Origin of the sequence: Galactobacillus timonensis (genome assembly GCF_900240265.1) — a bacterium.
GTDB lineage: Bacteria > Bacillota_I > Bacilli_A > Erysipelotrichales > Erysipelotrichaceae > Bulleidia > Bulleidia timonensis.
Genome location: NZ_LT964739.1, coordinates 1,200,102 through 1,216,308, shown reverse-complemented (window position 1 = coordinate 1,216,308; position 16,207 = coordinate 1,200,102). Strand labels below are relative to the sequence as shown.

Genomic DNA, 16,207 nt, shown 5'->3' with positions numbered 1-16,207 from the left:
GCAGAGGCCGGCAAAGCGCAGGGGAATTACGGCCCCCTTAAGGGGGGCCGTATATCCCACCAGCGCCGGCCGGAGCGCCTACTGAGTAAAAACCCCTTCTGCAACAACAGCGTTAGTGAGACGGCCGCGGAGCGTCAGCGATACGCGGACGGCGACACGGGCGCCATACGTCCGACTACCGCATACGCGATATCAGCGCCATACAGCGGGCGCCCATACGCATCCGACTCGCAGGACCATCCGCCCGCGCCGCGAAACGCATAGCCGGGGCGCAGTTCACCGCCGGCGCGTTCATCGCGCAGCACGCAATGGAGTCCCAGCCCCGTGCTATCAGCAGGAACGCACAGCCACAAATCGGACGCACCGCATACGGCAACCAGACCGTGATATGCGGAATATTCACGGGGCGCCGGCATCTGACCGATCACGGCATACGGCGCGCGCGCTGATATTACGGGGCAGACGATCACGCCGTCAGGCGCACGCCCTACCCCGTCCGGCGTTACGAGATCCGCGACCGTTACGCCCAGCGCGCTGGCGATCCGATCCAGCATGTGCAGAGGCGGTTCCGTTGTTCCGCGCAGCCATCCGGATACGGAACCGGGCGAAACAGATAAATTTTTTGCGAAATTCGCTTGCGAACAATTTGCAAGAATCAATCCATTTTTGATGTTGTCAGAAATAACAGACATCGCGCTTTTGACGGTCATATCCGCCTTTTTTGTTACGCTCACTAACACGTCCTCAACTTTCCGCGCTCATTTTAGCGGGATTACAGCACTAATTGTGCAATTTGTTTGAATTTTTATGAAAACATTTACTGAAATAGCCATGAAACACGCTTACAAACAGCTATGACTCAATGAGTGCTAAACCGCATGATTAAGCCATTTTGCGAACATTTCGCAAACCGGAAAATTTTTTATCGTTTTATCCTACGTTTAGAACCGCTGAACGAAGGGGCGGTGAGAAAGAGAGGATTGAATACAAACATGAACCAAACAGCACCACGTTCCACAACGCAGTACGCGCGCTACGTCAGCAACACGGCGCCGGCCACGTCTGCCGCGTCGAACGCCCGCGCTATTGACTGCCCGCGCGCCGGATGGATGAGCGACGCTGCAGGTGGACACGCACGGGGATCGACGCTTCACGCAATTGTTGAGCGCACGATTACCGGCGCCGCGATTGACCCCGCTGACAGTGAACTGCTGGACGCGAGCGACTGGGCCGCCGTTGATTGGACGGCATCCGCTGTACGGGCCGTTCTTGATAGCTACCGTGTGAGATCTGAAACGATTGCCGCCGAACGGCGATTCACCACATATGACGGCAACGGCAATGCATCCGGCTATGTGAAACCAGACCTGTACGGCGAGGGCTACGGCAAAAACGGCGAACCGGTGATTATCGCCATTGACCTGAAATTCGGCGTGAGCGCTCACGTATGGGCGGATGACGGGAAATCCCGCATGACGGCAAACGCAATCTGGAACTACGCACGCAATTACAACCCGCGGCCGGTTGGGCTTGTGATGATCGTGATGAACGGCGACACACGGGCAATGCACACGGCACCGCATACCGCCGCCGGGATGGAGGATCGCCGCAACGAATGGAACCGGACGCTGAAACTTATGACGGCCGGCCACGATTGCCCGCGGGAGGTCGGCGCGCATTGTGTGGGGTGCAAGTTGGCCCGCGATTGTCCGGCGCTTGCAGAGATTGGTGACTACTACATGCACGTGACAGGCGCTAGCACGTATGACCGCGTATGCGACGCCGTGATGAACGCCGTCAATGAAATGCTGGGCGCGGATGAACTGTATCGCCGCGTAACAGTCGCGCATGACGCCGCTGAACGGGAACGGCGGGAAGCTGAAGAAGCGAAACAGCCGAAACCGGCAACGGTGCCGTATTACCAGAACCGCACACCGGCGTCAGCGTATGACCCCGACGAACTCGCGTACATAACGCCTAGCGCACGTGAAGCAATTATCGCTGCACAGGAACAAGAGGAACGGGATCTTCAGGAGCTTGCAGACGAAATGGCGCAGGCCGATGACGAGGATGAATGGATCGACAGCACATATGCGGGAACGGAAGCCCGTGATCAAAACGCAAGGACAACAGAAAAAGCACCAGAAAAAGCACCCGCCGAGCCGGCACGCAATGGCGAGCGCAATGTCCTCGCAGACGAATAACCACAAACGAGAGAGAGGAACATGGAAATTATGGATGAAATCAAAAACGAAATCAATGACGCAGTAACGAATGAGGCGATGACCGAAGCGGCAGAGGAAAACGACGCCGCGACGGTCGAAGCCGAAGCGCAGGAAACAGACGCAAAAGCCGAAGCCGCCGCAAAGCGGGCCGAAAAAGCAGAACGCAATGCCCGGATCTTTGCAGAAATTCTGCGCGGGCAGAGCGGTATGACAGCGCGCGAGATCGCGTGGGCGTTTGAACAGCAGGCGGGGCAGGCATTAAGCCCGGCGGCCGTTCCGGCGCTGATCGCGAAAACTAAGGGCGCCCGCATTGTCGGACGCGCATATGACGGGAAGACGGATACGTGGGTGCCGACATATGCAATTACCGATGAAGACGGCGAGCGCACGCGTGCGGTATCTGCGCGCCGGTTGATGGCGCAGCACCATATCGCCGGTCCGCAGGGAATTTACACGCGCAGTATGTCCGATTGCCCGGCGCTTGATGCAGAGCTGATCGAGGGCCATATGCGCAATAACTCGATCGGCATTATCAGCGCACCGCCGAAAGCCGGCAAATCATGGCTGGTTCTGGAACTCGCTATCGCTTGCACTGCCGGTGAAAACCATGCGCAGTGGCTGGGGCTGCATGTCGCGCAGACGCCGGTACTGTATGTAAATCTGGAACTGAAGGACACTGAGGTGCGCAACAGAATCGAGCGCATTAAATCGGCTCGCGGTATCGATTACCCGCTGCCGAATCTGCGCGTATTAACCCTCCGCGGGCGCGCAATTAAAATCACCGACCTCGTAACCGTTCTCACCGCGATGGTGGATCAGATCCGCGCAACAGAGGGCGTGCAGATCGGCCTGATTATCATTGACCCGCTGTATCGCATTATCGACGGTGACGAAAACAGCAATGCTGACGTAACCGCCGCATATGCGCAGGTCAGCGCACTGAACGAACAGACAGGGGCATCGGTGATGATTGTTCACCATTACGCAAAGGGCAACAGCGCACTGAAATCTGTACTCGACCGCGGCGTTGGCGCAGGCGTATTCAGCCGCGCGCCGGACTGCATTATGACGCTCAGCCGATTGGACAATGGCGCCATTCAGAACGCACCGGATGGAGCGACAGCGTTCAGACTCGAGACAATCGCGCGGTCGTTTCCGGAATCAGACCCGATTGACGTGTGGTGGCAATATCCGACGTTCACACGGATTACGGATGGAAGCACAGACGGCGTACTGCTCGAGGGGCAGGACGATGCCGACACGCTGAAAATGGGCCATACAAAAGAGGTCCGCGATAAGGTGTTTGGCTATGCCGCCGACAGCATCATCCGCTACATGATCGAAAACGCAAACGTTACGGCTACGGAAAAAGATCCGACGGTGTGCGGAATCGATGTAAACACATTCATTACAGAATTTGCAAACCGTATCGGCTACAAACCGACAGCAACGACCGTTCGGGGCTGGTTGAGGGTTGCGGGCTATTCGCCGCTACAGAAAAAACCTGCTGAGCTGTATGGGCGTGAGGGACATCCGATTATGCGCACAGCTAACGGCTACGCGGAAATTGATACGACGGGCAGTGCAAAGCGCGCCGCAGAGGCGAGTGACCGCGCTGAACATATGGCACAGGCGGTTGCTGATATGGGCGGTCCGGCTGCAGATAACGCGTCAGGCAACAGCTACGGAAACACGGCTGAGATCGAACGGCGCGCTGACGCTATGAGCGGAAGCACGACGGCGGAAAAAACAGCTGTTGACGATACCGTTCTATTCAGCGCTAGCGATGACGACTGGGCGGATCTGCCGTTCTGAGGGAGGCGCACATGAGTGAGAGAGAAATTGTGACGGCGCCGGCAGCAGCAGGCGCGCATACGGATGACGCGCGGTATTACGAATGGCAGGCGCGGCGGTTGTTACGTGACCTCGCCGATTACGAGTTCTATGCTGCAGAGGTTGCGCGGTGTAATGATCGCTTGCAGGAATCGTATACGCGCGAATGCGGGTGTAACGCGATCCGCTATGACAAAATCGTTGCGGGCCGGAATATCGGCGGGGAGCGTCCGACGATTGACCATGAACGGGAAATCGTCAGGCGCGACGAAATCCGGCAACGGATGATTGACGCGCAGGAGCGTATGGCGGCGGTGAATCGTATGCTGTCAGGACTGGACGATACAACGCGCGCAATGGCTATAGACAAATACCAGCATGCCGAATTTGATCTGATTATGGAGCAGCGCTACGATATGACGCGCAGCGGCATTCGCAAAAAAATCCTTACAGCCGTTGAAAATTACTGCAGAAATGTTGACGAATTGCGCTAAAAAGTTTGCATTGATACTGAATTTGTGCTAATATTCTTATAGTGGATGAATAGGCAAAGGACAGGTTCTAAACGGGCCTGCCCTTTTTGTATGCATTTATCCGCTGGCGCGTTTGCATACAGATATCGCCGGGCCGGTGCAAAATTTCCTCTCCCTCGACAAATATCTGAATGATTTCTTTCCTGCCGGCAACCTTCCGCCGGCGGTATCTGTATGTGAACGCACGGAGGCACAAATGGCGCACGACTACGCACGCTGGTTTTACACGTCTAAACGATGGCGACAAACCAGACAGGCATATATCGACTACCGGCGCGGCATTGACGGCGGTATCTGCGAGATATGCCACGAACGTCTGGGCGAGATTGTCCATCACAAAACGATGATCACGCCGGCGAACATCAGCGATCCGAATGTGACGTTATCGTTCGCAAATCTTCAGCTTGTATGCTGGCAATGCCACAATGCATTACCGGGTCACGCATGGGGACACAACGAGGCACTGGCAAAACAACGCAGCCGGCGCGTAATGTTTGGCGAGAACGGCGATCCAATCGGAATCCGCGAAACAGATGAAGAAAAATTTGTGAAGGGCATCCCCCCTTTTCACAAAGAATCATGATGCCGCGGGAAGCCGAGCCATGGGGCTTTGCACTGCCGAGCGGCGATTTTACACTTTTTTCGCTATCTTTCAGTCCATTTCATGAAAGTTTCATTGATTTGCTGAAAGAATTTACATAGATATCAAGATATCGGATGCCGTGAAGCGCCGATGTTTTTCTTTTGCTTGCAATCTGGAGGTGCTACATGGCTGGAAAAACGAAAAAGGACCGTGAACTGACAGAACAGGCAGAAAAGATTCTTGAGATCGCCAAAAAGCGTGGCGTGCAGAATAATTTCTTTTTTTGCACCACTTTTGAGCGCTATTTGACGCAGCTGAAGATCCTCGATGAATTGCGCAAGTCAATCGAAAGAGACGGCGTGACCACTGAGAAGTCATACGTCAAAGGTGAGCGCAACACGTATGCAAACCCGTGTGTCAAAGAGTTCACAAACACATCAAACTCGGCAAACGCGACCGTCAAAACGCTAATCAAGATCACCGACAGTTTTGGCAAAGACGAAGACGGAGCCGCTGAGCTAATGCGCTTTATCAACGGCGAGGACGACGAAGAAGACGAATGAAACGGAGGTGCGTACGATGGCGGAGACCGTTTACATGCTTGAGTATGCGCACAAGATCATCAATGGCGAGATCCCCGCATGCACGAAGCTGATCACAGAGTACAGGCGCCTGCTATACGACTACGAGCGCCCCGGCAAATATCACTATGACCCCGTACGCGCTAACCGCCCTATTGAGTTTATCGAGCGGTTTTGCCGTCAATCGCAAGGAAATTTTGGTGCGCCGATCCGACTGGAGCTATACCAGAAAGCCGCATTGAACGCTTTGTTTGGCTTTGTAGATGATAACGGAATGCGCCGGTTCCATGAGTGCGTGATCATCATGGCACGCAAGAACGGAAAGAGCACATTGGTCGCAGCGGTCGCACTTTACATGCTGATCGCTGACCGTGAGGGCGCACCCGAGATTTACTGCCTAGCGACAAAGCGCGAGCAGGCACAGCATACATATCTGGAGTGTGCACACATGTTGCAGCACAGCGGAGCACTAAAGTCAGTCGCCCGCAAGCGGCAAAATGATATTTACTGTACCGCCAATTTTGGATACATCCGGGCTCTTGCAAGTAACACCAACGGCATGGATGGCCTGAACGCACATTGCGCAATCATCGACGAGCTGGCTGCAATACGTGACCGTGATTTGTATGACCTCATGCGGCAGTCGATGAGCGCACGCAGACAGCCCCTGCTATTCGAGATCACCACAGCTGGCTTTATCCGTAATAGCGTATATGACGCACAGTACGAGTACGCAAGCAAAGTGCTGGACGGCACGGTAGAGGACGAACGATTCCTGCCACTAATTTATGAGCAGGATGACCGCCGTGAGATCGACGATGAGCGCCTATGGGTGAAAAGCAACCCGGGTTTGGGTGCGATCAAGAAGATTGGCGAATTGCGAGCTAATGTCGAAAAAGCAAAAGCATCCCCGCCTGATATGGCAACGGTGCTTGTGAAAGATTTCAATATTATCGCAAATGCATCGCAGGCATGGTTGCCGTGGGACGTATTGAACAACGAGGCGCGCATTACTGGTCCGTTCCCGCGCTATGCGATTGGCGGTATGGACGCCGCCGACAGCGTGGATATGAACGCCGCCGTACTGATCGGCAGGAGAGCGGACAGCAATGAGATCCTCGTGCGCACACACTGCTGGATACCGCGCACAAAACTGAGCGCAACCAGCGACGCAACGCGCACAAACACCGACGGGGCGCCTTATGAGCTATGGGCGCAGCGCGGGATGATAACAATTGTGGACGACGTACGCGTTAACAAGCGCGTATTTTTGGATTGGTTCCGCGATCAGCGCGATACGCAAGGAATCTGGCCGATATGGATTGGCTATGACCCGTGGCACATTGACGATTCGCTATTGGCGCAGTTCAGCGCTGAATTTGGCGAGCAGACAATGGTTCCGGTCCGACAGGGCGTTATCACGCTATCCGGGCCGATGAAGAACTTGCGCGCTGATTTGGAGGCGCACCGCATTAACTACGACAACAACCCCGTTATGAAATGGTGTCTGGGCAACACATACGTACGGACCGACACAAACGGGAACATACAGCCGGTGAAGGGCAAGCAAAGCGGGCGCATTGACGCATTTGCCGCCCTGCTTGACGCGTACACGGTATATGACCAGCACGCGGATGAATACAGTTCGTGGGCGCAATATGAAAGCGAAACGGAGGCGCATTGATGAGCATTTTTTCACGATTCAGAGCACTTATTAACCCGCGCCGCGTTTCCGGCGTTGAGCTAATGACATCCGATACGCGCGGCGTATACGCATGGAGCGGTTCGGTTTATCGCAGCGATATCGTACGCGCATGCACACGCCCCGCAGTTTCGGCCGTGGGCAAATTGACGCCGAAACATATTATCGAAACGACGCGAGACGATGGCGGGCGCGACATCCGCGTCAATCCGTCAAACAGTATTCGGTTTCTGCTTGAAGAGCCAAACCAATATATGACGATGCAGGCAATGCTTGAAAAACTTGCCTCGCAGCTAATGCTAAACGGCAACGCATTCGCGGTGATTCAGCGCGACGATTACGGAAACGCTATTGCTATATACCCTATCGCCGCAACAAGCGTAGACGCCGCATATACGCCAGCGGGGGCGCTTTATCTGACATTCACGCTGACAAACGGCAAACGGTTCAGTTTCGATTACGACGACGTTATCCACATCCGCCGCGATTACCACGATAACGAGCTGTTCGGCTCACCTATCGCGCCGGCGCTTGCCCCGCTTCTGGACGTTGTAACAACCACCGATCAGGGCATTATCAACGCGATCAAAAACGGCGGCGCTATCCGGTGGCTGTTGAAATTTAAGTCGGTGCTGCCGCCTAGCGACATGAAAAGGCAGACGGATGAATTCGCGCGTACGTGGCTATCTACAGCAAACACATCCGGCGTGGCGGGCGTTAACAGTATGGCCGACGCGCAGCAGGTATCAACGCACGATTACGTACCGAACGCTGACGTCATTGACCGTACGACGGCGCGCATTTACGCGCTGTTTGGCGTATCGCCGGATATCGTATCAAACAAGGCAAACGAAGCGCAGACAACGGCATATTTCGACGCACAGATTGAACCGATTGAGCGGCAGTTAAGCGCTGAATTTACGCGAAAACTTTTCAGCAGACGCGAGCGCGCGTTCGGCAATCGTATCGTATTCGAGGCGAGCGCGTGGGACAGTGCATCACTGAACACAAAACTCGCGCTTAGCGCAATGGTTGACCGTGGAGCGCTTACGCCTAACGAATGGCGGCGCGCATTTAATTTGGCACCTGTTCCGGGCGGAGATGAACCGATTCGGCGTCTCGATACAGCTGCCGTTACTGGAACCGATACGGAAAGCGCAGACACCGACGCGCGCCGGATTACGGCGAGCGCTGACGATCTGACATTTCCGGACGCAAATATCAAACCTAAGGAGGTAGCACCCAATGAGTGATATTAACGTGCGCGGCGTGATTGTATCCGATGACGACGCATGGATTTACGACTACATGGGCATGACACAAACGCACCCGAGCGCCGTATCCGACGCAATCGCGAGCGCAGACGCAAACGAACCGCTGGACGTATACATCAATAGCCCTGGCGGCGAGATCAACGCAGGCAGCGAGATTTATTCCGCACTGAAGCGCGCAGGCGACCGTGTGCACATCCACATCACCGGCGAGGCGGCATCGGCCGCTTCAGTCATTGCTATGGCCGGGTGGTGCGACATGGAACCGACGGCGCGCATGATGGTCCACAACGTATCAACGACCGCATCTGGCGATTACCGCGATATGGACGCCGCTAGTGAAGCACTGAAGACCGCAAACCGCGCAATCGCCGCCGCGTATGTCGCAAAGACCGGCATGACGGAAAAGGACGCTTTATCGCTTATGGATCACGAAACGTGGCTGACCGCGCAGGACGCGCTAGACTACGGCCTGATTGACGCGATTTCAGCCCCGCAGAGCGACAAAACGGGCGGAGACGGACAGTTTACCAACAGCACCGCAGAAACGCTTCCAGAGGCCGTTAAAACGCGTCTGAGAGCAAAGCGTGAAGCGCTGATTGAGTATTTCGACAACCTGAACACGGAGGATTAAAAAAATGACACTCAATGAGTACCAGGACAAGATGAAGGATCTCGCGGCGCGCGGTAAGGACGCCGCACAGGCCGGACGGTTAGACGAAGCTGACGCCATCAAGGCGGAGGCTGAGGCGACCCGGAAGGCGTTTGAAGCAGAAAAGGCAGCGGCCGCCGAAAAAGCCGCAATGGCAAACACAAAACCCGCGGCGCCGTTTATGGCTATGGCCGCTAATACAAAAGTCAATATGGAGGATAGAACGATGACTGAAAACATGAATCTTGCAGCAACACCCGAATATCGCAATGCGTTCCTGAAGCGCATCAGCGGCCGCGATCTCAACGACGCCGAAAAGCAGGCTTATGAAATGGTCAATGCGGACTTTACGCACACGACCGAAACGCTGGCCGGCGTAATCCCGACACAGATTGCAGACCGCATTTGGAACACGATTGACGAAACCCACAGCATTCTGGACGACATTCAGACACTGCGCGGAACTGGCGTAGTTATGGAACTGCCGGTTCACACCGAGGTCAAGGCCGGCAAGGCAAAGAAGACCGCTGAGGGCGCAGCAAACGATGACGAACAGAACACGCTTGCAACGATTAAACTCGCCGGCAATGACTACTCTAAGGACGTAGTGCTTTCTTATGCTGCACGCAACATGGCAATTGACGCGCTGGAAAATTATCTGGTGCAGGAAATCGGCGCACAGCTCGCAGACGCTATGGCGGCTGACGTCGTTGCGACGGTTGAGGGCGCTATCGATTCCGGCAACAAGCTGACTAGCACAAAGCTTGCATATACCGACATCACGAAGCTGTTCGGCACACTGAAGCGCTGCTCGCAGAAGGTTGCATACGTTTCGAGTTCTACGCTTTACAACCAGCTCGCAAATCTGACCGACACGACCGGACGCCCGCTGTTTGTTCCGTCTGTCAACGATGACGCAGCCGATGGCGCACTGCTGGGCGCAAAGGTTCGCATTGAAGACGCGGTTGCAGATGGCGTTATTCTCGTAGGCGACCCGCAGAGAGTTGTAAACAATGTTGTCACGGACGTGCTGATTGAATCCGATAAGGACATCAAATCGCATACGTTCATCTACAGCGGCTATGCACGCGCAGAGGCCGGTCTGGTTGACAGCAAGAGTTTTGCAACGCTGACTATCGGCGGCTGAGGTGATTGACCATGGCGGATACTACAGCAAAGGACATGCTCGCATACGCGAAAAGCTGGCTGCGCATTTCCGCCGCGTCACAGGATGACGAAATCACACAGACACTCGAGGCAGGCGCGCTGGATCTACAGGCCGCCGGCGTACGGGTGGATCTGAATGATTCGCTAATCCGACAGGCACTGAAACTTTACCTCAAAGCGAGCTACGGCAACGATGAGCGCAGAGCCGAATGGGCAGCGGCGTATGAGGCGCTGAAAGGCTCGCTATCCCTCGCGGCGGCGTATACATGCGCAGGAGGCGCGGCTGACGATGGATCGGGTGATTGACGTTGTATTACAGCCTGTCACGCCTATTCGCGCAGACGGCGACCAAATCACGGAGAGTCACGGAGCGCCTAACGTTGTGACAGCCACGCGCGGACCTATCACACGCGCAGAATTTACCAGCGCAGGATTAATTGGCATCACGCCTACTATGGTTCTGACGCTGGCATGCGCGGATGATTACAACGGCGAACCATATGCGGTTATCAATGGGGAGCGCTATCACATCTACCGCACGTTTGAGACGAAATCAGGCGGAATTGAGCTGTATTTGGAGCGCCGGGCCGGTGATCGGCAGACACGCATTATGAGGTAGCAGTATGGCGCAGAACGACATTGAACGCGAATTGACGAAGCAGCTGTCCGCATACACTGACGCCGTTGCCGCGAAGGTGAAACAAGCCGTCAAAGCGACCGCAGAGGACACGAAAACGCAATTGCGCAAAACATCGCCCGGCACACGCTATCGGCGTGGATGGAGCGTCGTTGTGCGCAAGGAAACACCCGCATACATGGTTTGCGGCGTGCAGAACCGGCTGTATCGGTTGACGCATCTGCTGGAAAATTCGCACAAGCTGCGCAACGGCGGACGTACAGATCCTGCTAACGGGTTTGGCGGCCGCGTGCATATTGCGCCGGCAGCAGAAGCCGCGGCAGAAGATCTGTCAGAGCGCGTTGAGCGCATCATAGAGGAGACAAAATGATCACACGAGAAATCGACATAGCTAGCGCGGTTCGGCGTATGCATGATCAGGTTGATAGCATCCTGAAAAATATTGATATCGAGCACGCGTACGATCATTTTCCTGATTATGCGGATTATGCGCCGATGCTGCCGTATATCGTATGGAGCTACACCGAGCATGATTTCTACGCCGACAATTCCATTTATTACCGTTACTACACAATTGCGCTGACGCTGTACGAGGCGGAGCGCGATATCAGCACAGAAGGCGCGGTTGAGGCCGCGCTTTCAGATTATTATGCGACCAAAGCGGCGGACTATGACGAAAATGCCGCTGTTTATGCTGTCACATATGAATTTGATCTAGGAGGATCTAACTTATGACTGAAACCAAAAACCGCGTAAAATACGGCCTCAGCAACGTTCATTATGCCGTGGCCACAATCGCAGAGGACGGCAGCGCCACATACGGAACCGAAAAGCCGTGGCCGGGCGCAGTATCTCTGAGCATGAAGGCTGAGGGCGATTCGCAGGTGTTCTACGCCGACAATATCAAATATTACGTTTCTTACGCAAACGACGGGTATAGTGGAACGCTGGAGTGTGCTCAGATCCCGGCGGATTTCGAGACTGACGTACTCGGCGCAATCACCGACGGAAACGGCATGGTCGTTGAGAGCGCCGATGCGCTTACAACACATTTTGCGTTGCTGTTTGAGTTTGCAGGCGACGTAAGCTCTACCCGCCACGTCATGTATAACTGCGTTGCCGCACGCCCGGAAGTATCCGGAAAAACGACGCAGGGCAGCCGCGAGCCGCAGACGGATTCCATTGATATCACCGCAGGAACAATCTACGACAAAACGCTGAAAGCTAATATCGTAAAGGCGAAGTGCGCCGCTGGATCCGCAGGATATGATGCATGGTTCAACGAAGTTCCGGTGCCGACTGCTAAGGGGTAATTGGTCTACAATGCTGAAGAAAGTAAATCTGACGGTTGACGGCGCGCCGGTATCTACGCCAATGCTGGCCACCGGCACAACCGCAATCCGCTATAAATCCGTTTTCCGCCGTGATCTGCTGACGGATATTGGCGCAATGGATAAATCCGGCACACTTGACTACGCAACCGTTGCGCGCCTTGCGTATGTCATGGCGATGCAGGCTGCGCACGCCGATATGTCCGCACTTTCAGACGATACATTTATGAATTGGCTGGATACGCTGGACGGCGACGCAATTCTGACAGCAGCGCCCGAGATCATCGGCGCTTATCTGTCCTCGCGTGCTACGACGGTTGCACCAAAAAACGCAGTCGCCCAGTAGATAGAACGCTGACTACGGCGCTTTATCTGCTACGGGCGAAACAATGCGGGCTGACCATTGCGGACATGGACGAACTGACCGAAGGCGACGTAATGGATATGCTTATTGAGCGCAGCAACGACGACACCGAATACGACGAACTGGCAACACAGGACGATTTTGATGCGTTCTAACAATTGCGCCCGGACACCCGCTCACGGGATATCTGGGCGCTTTTTTCATACGAGCAGAGGCGGACATCCGCTGACGCACGTACCAACACCATAAACATAGCGTATTTCGCAAAGAATAGCCCCTATTTCGCGTTTTATTAGCGCATACGTATAAATTACCGCAAATACAATAAAACGTCGCAAACGGGCTGAAAACGCGCCAAAACGCAAGGGAGGCATACACATGGCTGACAAACGAATTAAGGGCATTACTGTCGAGATCGGCGGAAACACTACGAAGCTGCAGTCTGCCCTAAAGGATGTCGATGCGCAGCTAAGAGATACACAAAGCAGCTTAAAAGAGGTCAACAAGCTGCTCAGGTTAGACCCATCTAACACAGAATTACTGGAGCAGAAGCAGAAGTATCTCAGCGATGCCATCGACGAAACAAAGCAGAAGCTGGAGACGGAAAAAACCGCGCTTGAGCAGCTGAAAAACAGCGACAGCGCGGGCGAAACGGCAGAACAGCAGGCTGCGCTAACACGCGAGATCGAGAAGACTACGCAGCAGCTGAGCAGCCTCGAAGATCAGTACAAGCAGTTCGGAAGTGTCGCACAGCAGCAGATCGCAACGGCGGGAGAATCTATCTCGTCTGTCGGTGACAAGATCAGCAAAGCTGGTGGGTCCATCACGGGCGTAGGCACCACCCTCACAAAGACGGTGACTGCCCCTATCGCTGGCGTTGCGGCGGCTTCAGTCGCTGCGTGGAAGTCTGTCGATGAAGCGATGGACACGATCACAACTAAGACTGGCGCAAGCGGTGAAGCACTGGAAGACATGCAAAACCGTGCGAAATCGATTGCCGAGACGATACCGACATCTTTTCAAACTGCGGCTGATGCGGTTGGTGAAGTGAGCACGAGATTCGGTCTAACTGGCGATGATCTGGAACAGTTATCTACACAGTTTGTAAAGTTTTCATCTCTTAACAACACAGAGGTTTCCGCATCAATCGATAGCGTTTCCGCAGCACTAGCCGCATACGGGCAGGGTGCAGAGGACGCATCAAACCTGCTAGACGCATTGAATTCTGTCGGGCAGGCAACCGGCGTTTCTGTTGATACTCTTGCGCAGGATGTGACCAAATCGGCTGCACAATTCACGGCTATGGGCATGAGCGCAGAGGAAGCAGCCGCCGTAGTTGGTGCCGCTGATATGGCCGGACTGGATGCATCGGTAATGCTGGCTGGCCTCACAAAGGCGCAGAAGAACGCTACCGAAGGCGGAAAAACGCTGTCACAATCATTAGCGGATTTCAGCGGAGTAATGAACAGCAATGCGTCAGATACAGAAAAATTGCAGGCCGCCTATGACACATTTGGATCAAAAGCCGGCGCCGCTATCTATAACGCCGTATCTAGTGGATCCCTTTCACTTGACGCGCTCAGCGGATCATTAGCCGATTATGCGGGATCTGTATCGGACACGTTTGCAGAGACGCAGGATCCGATAGACCAAATGATACCGACTCTGAACTCGCTGAAAAGCACGGCGGCAGAGCTTGTTACAACGGCCGGGCCTATGATCACAGAGGCGCTTACAGTTGCCCGCGATGCAATCACACGGCTCAAAGAAGCATGGGACGGCCTGACGCCGGAAATGCAGGAAACGATTGTGAAAGCGGCACTGATTGCGGCGGCTGTCGGTCCTGTTGTCACTGGAATCGGCGGCGTTGTCACGGCTGTCGGCAGCATCACAGCAGGAATCGGAAACCTCGTGACGGCGGCAGCTCCCGTGCTTGCAGCTATCGGACCAGCAGGCTGGATCGTCGCCGCAATTGCTGCAGGTGTTGCGTTAGTTATCGCGAACTGGGATACTATCGGGCCCGCGGTTTCTGCGGTTCTTGACGGTATTAAGGGCGCATTTTCTGACGCATGGAACGCCATCAAGGACGGGATCACATGGCTCTGGGACAGTGTAATCAAGCCGTACTATCAGTTCTGGATTGACCTCGGAGCTAGTTTAGTGGGCGGAGTCAAGGACAGAATCAGCGAAGCGATTGACTGGGTGCGTGACATCCCCGGCAAGATTGCAAGCGTGTGGGACAGTATTCGGTCGATCATCAAGCTGCCGCACTTCTCAATCTCTGGGAGCTTTTCTTTGACGCCGCCTAGCGTTCCGCATCTGTCGGTTGACTGGTACAAATCGGCATATACAAACGCCGTAGCGTTCACATCGCCGACAGTGTTAGCAACGCCTAACGGGTATAAGGGATTCGGCGACGGCAACGGCGCAGAGCTCGTTATCGGTCAAAACGCATTACTGAACACAATCAGCAGCGCTGTACGCTCGGCAAATCCGGGCAGCATTACCGTCAACGTGTACCCGTCACAGGGTATGGATGAGCGGGCTATTGCAGATTACACGATTGACAGGCTGACGCAGCAGTTAGCTATTCAGAGCGGGAGATTTTAATATGATGCGAACATTCACATATGACGGAACCAGCAGTCAATCAATGGGAATTATTGTTTCCGGCGAGAACACGTACGGCGGCGCTGTGCGTGACATTGAAACGGTATCAATTCCAGGCCGCAACGGAGACATCGTGATCGATCACGGCCGTTATAAAAATGCAACGATTGTATACAACTGTATGACGAAAACGCTCGGCACTGCGTATGACGCACGTGACTGGCTGATGGCACATTCAGATGCATATTACAAACTAACCGACACGTACAATGCCGGAGAATATCGCATGGCACGCGTATCTGAGGCATTCGAACCGACCGTTGACAGGCGCCGCGGAACAGCAATATTTGAGATCCATTTTGACTGCGACCCGCGCCGGTTCCTAACGGATGGCTCTACGGGTGTTAAGATTCCTGCTAACAGTAAATTGAGTATTAGAAACACGACGCGTCACACGGCATACCCGCTGATACAGTTCAATAACCCCGGCAGCATAGTGATCGCCGGACGAGGAATCACTGTATCTGGATCATATAAAATTGCCGTGGATTGCGATGAGATGTACGCCTATTATGACGGCGTAACCGGGCGCGTTAACTATAGCAAGAACCTGAAATTGGATAACGGGGCATGGCCGGTATTGGAACCAGGGTATAGCGAAATTTCAAACAATACGGCAGGAACAATTACCGTATATCCGCGCTATTGGAGGCTGTAA

Annotated in this window: 18 protein-coding genes; 17 read left to right on the top strand and 1 reads right to left on the bottom strand. The window is 54.4% G+C overall.

Features of this window, described 5'->3' with window-relative positions:
• Positions 1-134: 134 nt before the first annotated feature.
• Positions 135-734 carry a helix-turn-helix domain-containing protein gene (locus C1714_RS05775; RefSeq protein ID WP_102342294.1) on the bottom strand — a complete coding sequence of 200 codons (600 nt, stop codon included), beginning with the start codon at positions 732-734 and terminating at the stop codon, positions 135-137.
• Between the two features lie 144 nt (positions 735-878).
• On the opposite strand from C1714_RS05775, the gene C1714_RS05770 reads away from it, so the two are divergent.
• From C1714_RS05770 to C1714_RS05690, 17 genes are all read left to right on the top strand, one after another.
• On the top strand, positions 879-2,204 hold the full coding sequence (locus C1714_RS05770) for a hypothetical protein (RefSeq protein ID WP_135567895.1): 1,326 nt from the start codon (positions 879-881) through the stop codon (positions 2,202-2,204).
• 21 nt (positions 2,205-2,225) lie between these two features.
• Positions 2,226-4,040, top strand: coding sequence for an AAA family ATPase (locus tag C1714_RS05765; protein ID WP_102342292.1), 1,815 nt, complete (start codon positions 2,226-2,228; stop codon positions 4,038-4,040).
• 11 nt (positions 4,041-4,051) lie between these two features.
• Positions 4,052-4,552, top strand: a complete 501-nt coding sequence (locus C1714_RS05760; protein ID WP_102342291.1) for a hypothetical protein — start codon at positions 4,052-4,054, stop codon at positions 4,550-4,552.
• Between the two features lie 112 nt (positions 4,553-4,664).
• Complete coding sequence (locus C1714_RS05755; protein WP_135567894.1) at positions 4,665-5,174, top strand: HNH endonuclease; 510 nt, start codon at positions 4,665-4,667, stop codon at positions 5,172-5,174.
• Between the two features lie 185 nt (positions 5,175-5,359).
• The gene (locus C1714_RS05750; protein WP_102342289.1) at positions 5,360-5,737 is read left to right on the top strand and encodes a hypothetical protein; all 378 of its coding nucleotides are present in this window, start codon (positions 5,360-5,362) and stop codon (positions 5,735-5,737) included.
• 16 nt (positions 5,738-5,753) lie between these two features.
• Positions 5,754-7,439, top strand: coding sequence for a terminase large subunit (locus C1714_RS05745; protein ID WP_102342288.1), 1,686 nt, complete (start codon positions 5,754-5,756; stop codon positions 7,437-7,439).
• Entirely contained in the window at positions 7,439-8,710 is a 1,272-nt protein-coding gene (locus C1714_RS05740) for a phage portal protein (RefSeq protein ID WP_102342287.1), read from the top strand. Before C1714_RS05745 ends, C1714_RS05740 begins: the two co-directional genes overlap by 1 nt.
• On the top strand, positions 8,703-9,362 hold the full coding sequence (locus C1714_RS05735; protein ID WP_102342286.1) for a head maturation protease, ClpP-related: 660 nt from the start codon (positions 8,703-8,705) through the stop codon (positions 9,360-9,362). The genes C1714_RS05740 and C1714_RS05735 overlap by 8 nt, the downstream gene beginning before the upstream one ends.
• Positions 9,363-9,366: 4 nt before the next feature.
• Positions 9,367-10,527 carry a phage major capsid protein gene (locus C1714_RS05730; protein ID WP_102342285.1) on the top strand — a complete coding sequence of 387 codons (1,161 nt, stop codon included), beginning with the start codon at positions 9,367-9,369 and terminating at the stop codon, positions 10,525-10,527.
• 11 nt (positions 10,528-10,538) lie between these two features.
• Complete coding sequence (locus tag C1714_RS05725; protein ID WP_102342284.1) at positions 10,539-10,853, top strand: hypothetical protein; 315 nt, start codon at positions 10,539-10,541, stop codon at positions 10,851-10,853.
• 148 nt (positions 10,854-11,001) lie between these two features.
• On the top strand, positions 11,002-11,166 hold the full coding sequence (locus C1714_RS13985) for a hypothetical protein (RefSeq protein WP_167849942.1): 165 nt from the start codon (positions 11,002-11,004) through the stop codon (positions 11,164-11,166).
• Positions 11,167-11,170: 4 nt separating this feature from the next.
• Positions 11,171-11,554 carry an HK97 gp10 family phage protein gene (locus tag C1714_RS05715; RefSeq protein ID WP_102342282.1) on the top strand — a complete coding sequence of 128 codons (384 nt, stop codon included), beginning with the start codon at positions 11,171-11,173 and terminating at the stop codon, positions 11,552-11,554.
• Positions 11,551-11,919 carry a hypothetical protein gene (locus C1714_RS05710; RefSeq protein WP_102342281.1) on the top strand — a complete coding sequence of 123 codons (369 nt, stop codon included), beginning with the start codon at positions 11,551-11,553 and terminating at the stop codon, positions 11,917-11,919. The genes C1714_RS05715 and C1714_RS05710 overlap by 4 nt, the downstream gene beginning before the upstream one ends.
• Positions 11,916-12,497 carry a major tail protein gene (locus tag C1714_RS05705; RefSeq protein ID WP_102342280.1) on the top strand — a complete coding sequence of 194 codons (582 nt, stop codon included), beginning with the start codon at positions 11,916-11,918 and terminating at the stop codon, positions 12,495-12,497. Before C1714_RS05710 ends, C1714_RS05705 begins: the two co-directional genes overlap by 4 nt.
• 10 nt (positions 12,498-12,507) lie before the next feature.
• The gene (locus C1714_RS13845) at positions 12,508-12,861 is read left to right on the top strand and encodes a hypothetical protein (protein ID WP_135567893.1); all 354 of its coding nucleotides are present in this window, start codon (positions 12,508-12,510) and stop codon (positions 12,859-12,861) included.
• Positions 12,862-13,257: 396 nt separating this feature from the next.
• Positions 13,258-15,489, top strand: a complete 2,232-nt coding sequence (locus C1714_RS05695) for a phage tail tape measure protein (RefSeq protein WP_102342278.1) — start codon at positions 13,258-13,260, stop codon at positions 15,487-15,489.
• Between the two features lies 1 nt (position 15,490).
• On the top strand, positions 15,491-16,207 hold the full coding sequence (locus C1714_RS05690; protein ID WP_102342277.1) for a hypothetical protein: 717 nt from the start codon (positions 15,491-15,493) through the stop codon (positions 16,205-16,207).

What these genes read in the sequence shown, in the direction of transcription:
- C1714_RS05770 (WP_135567895.1), top strand. Translation starts at nt 879, where the DNA reads ATGATTAAGCCATTTTGCGAACATTTCGCAAACCGGAAAATTTTTTAT.
- C1714_RS05765 (WP_102342292.1), top strand. Translation starts at nt 2,226, where the DNA reads ATGGAAATTATGGATGAAATCAAAAACGAAATCAATGACGCAGTAACG.
- C1714_RS05760 (WP_102342291.1), top strand. Translation starts at nt 4,052, where the DNA reads ATGAGTGAGAGAGAAATTGTGACGGCGCCGGCAGCAGCAGGCGCGCAT.
- C1714_RS05750 (WP_102342289.1), top strand. Translation starts at nt 5,360, where the DNA reads ATGGCTGGAAAAACGAAAAAGGACCGTGAACTGACAGAACAGGCAGAA.
- C1714_RS05745 (WP_102342288.1), top strand. Translation starts at nt 5,754, where the DNA reads ATGGCGGAGACCGTTTACATGCTTGAGTATGCGCACAAGATCATCAAT.
- C1714_RS05740 (WP_102342287.1), top strand. Translation starts at nt 7,439, where the DNA reads ATGAGCATTTTTTCACGATTCAGAGCACTTATTAACCCGCGCCGCGTT.
- C1714_RS05735 (WP_102342286.1), top strand. Translation starts at nt 8,703, where the DNA reads ATGAGTGATATTAACGTGCGCGGCGTGATTGTATCCGATGACGACGCA.
- C1714_RS05730 (WP_102342285.1), top strand. Translation starts at nt 9,367, where the DNA reads ATGACACTCAATGAGTACCAGGACAAGATGAAGGATCTCGCGGCGCGC.
- C1714_RS05725 (WP_102342284.1), top strand. Translation starts at nt 10,539, where the DNA reads ATGGCGGATACTACAGCAAAGGACATGCTCGCATACGCGAAAAGCTGG.
- C1714_RS13985 (WP_167849942.1), top strand. Translation starts at nt 11,002, where the DNA reads ATGGTTCTGACGCTGGCATGCGCGGATGATTACAACGGCGAACCATAT.
- C1714_RS05715 (WP_102342282.1), top strand. Translation starts at nt 11,171, where the DNA reads ATGGCGCAGAACGACATTGAACGCGAATTGACGAAGCAGCTGTCCGCA.
- C1714_RS05710 (WP_102342281.1), top strand. Translation starts at nt 11,551, where the DNA reads ATGATCACACGAGAAATCGACATAGCTAGCGCGGTTCGGCGTATGCAT.
- C1714_RS05705 (WP_102342280.1), top strand. Translation starts at nt 11,916, where the DNA reads ATGACTGAAACCAAAAACCGCGTAAAATACGGCCTCAGCAACGTTCAT.
- C1714_RS13845 (WP_135567893.1), top strand. Translation starts at nt 12,508, where the DNA reads ATGCTGAAGAAAGTAAATCTGACGGTTGACGGCGCGCCGGTATCTACG.
- C1714_RS05695 (WP_102342278.1), top strand. Translation starts at nt 13,258, where the DNA reads ATGGCTGACAAACGAATTAAGGGCATTACTGTCGAGATCGGCGGAAAC.
- C1714_RS05690 (WP_102342277.1), top strand. Translation starts at nt 15,491, where the DNA reads ATGATGCGAACATTCACATATGACGGAACCAGCAGTCAATCAATGGGA.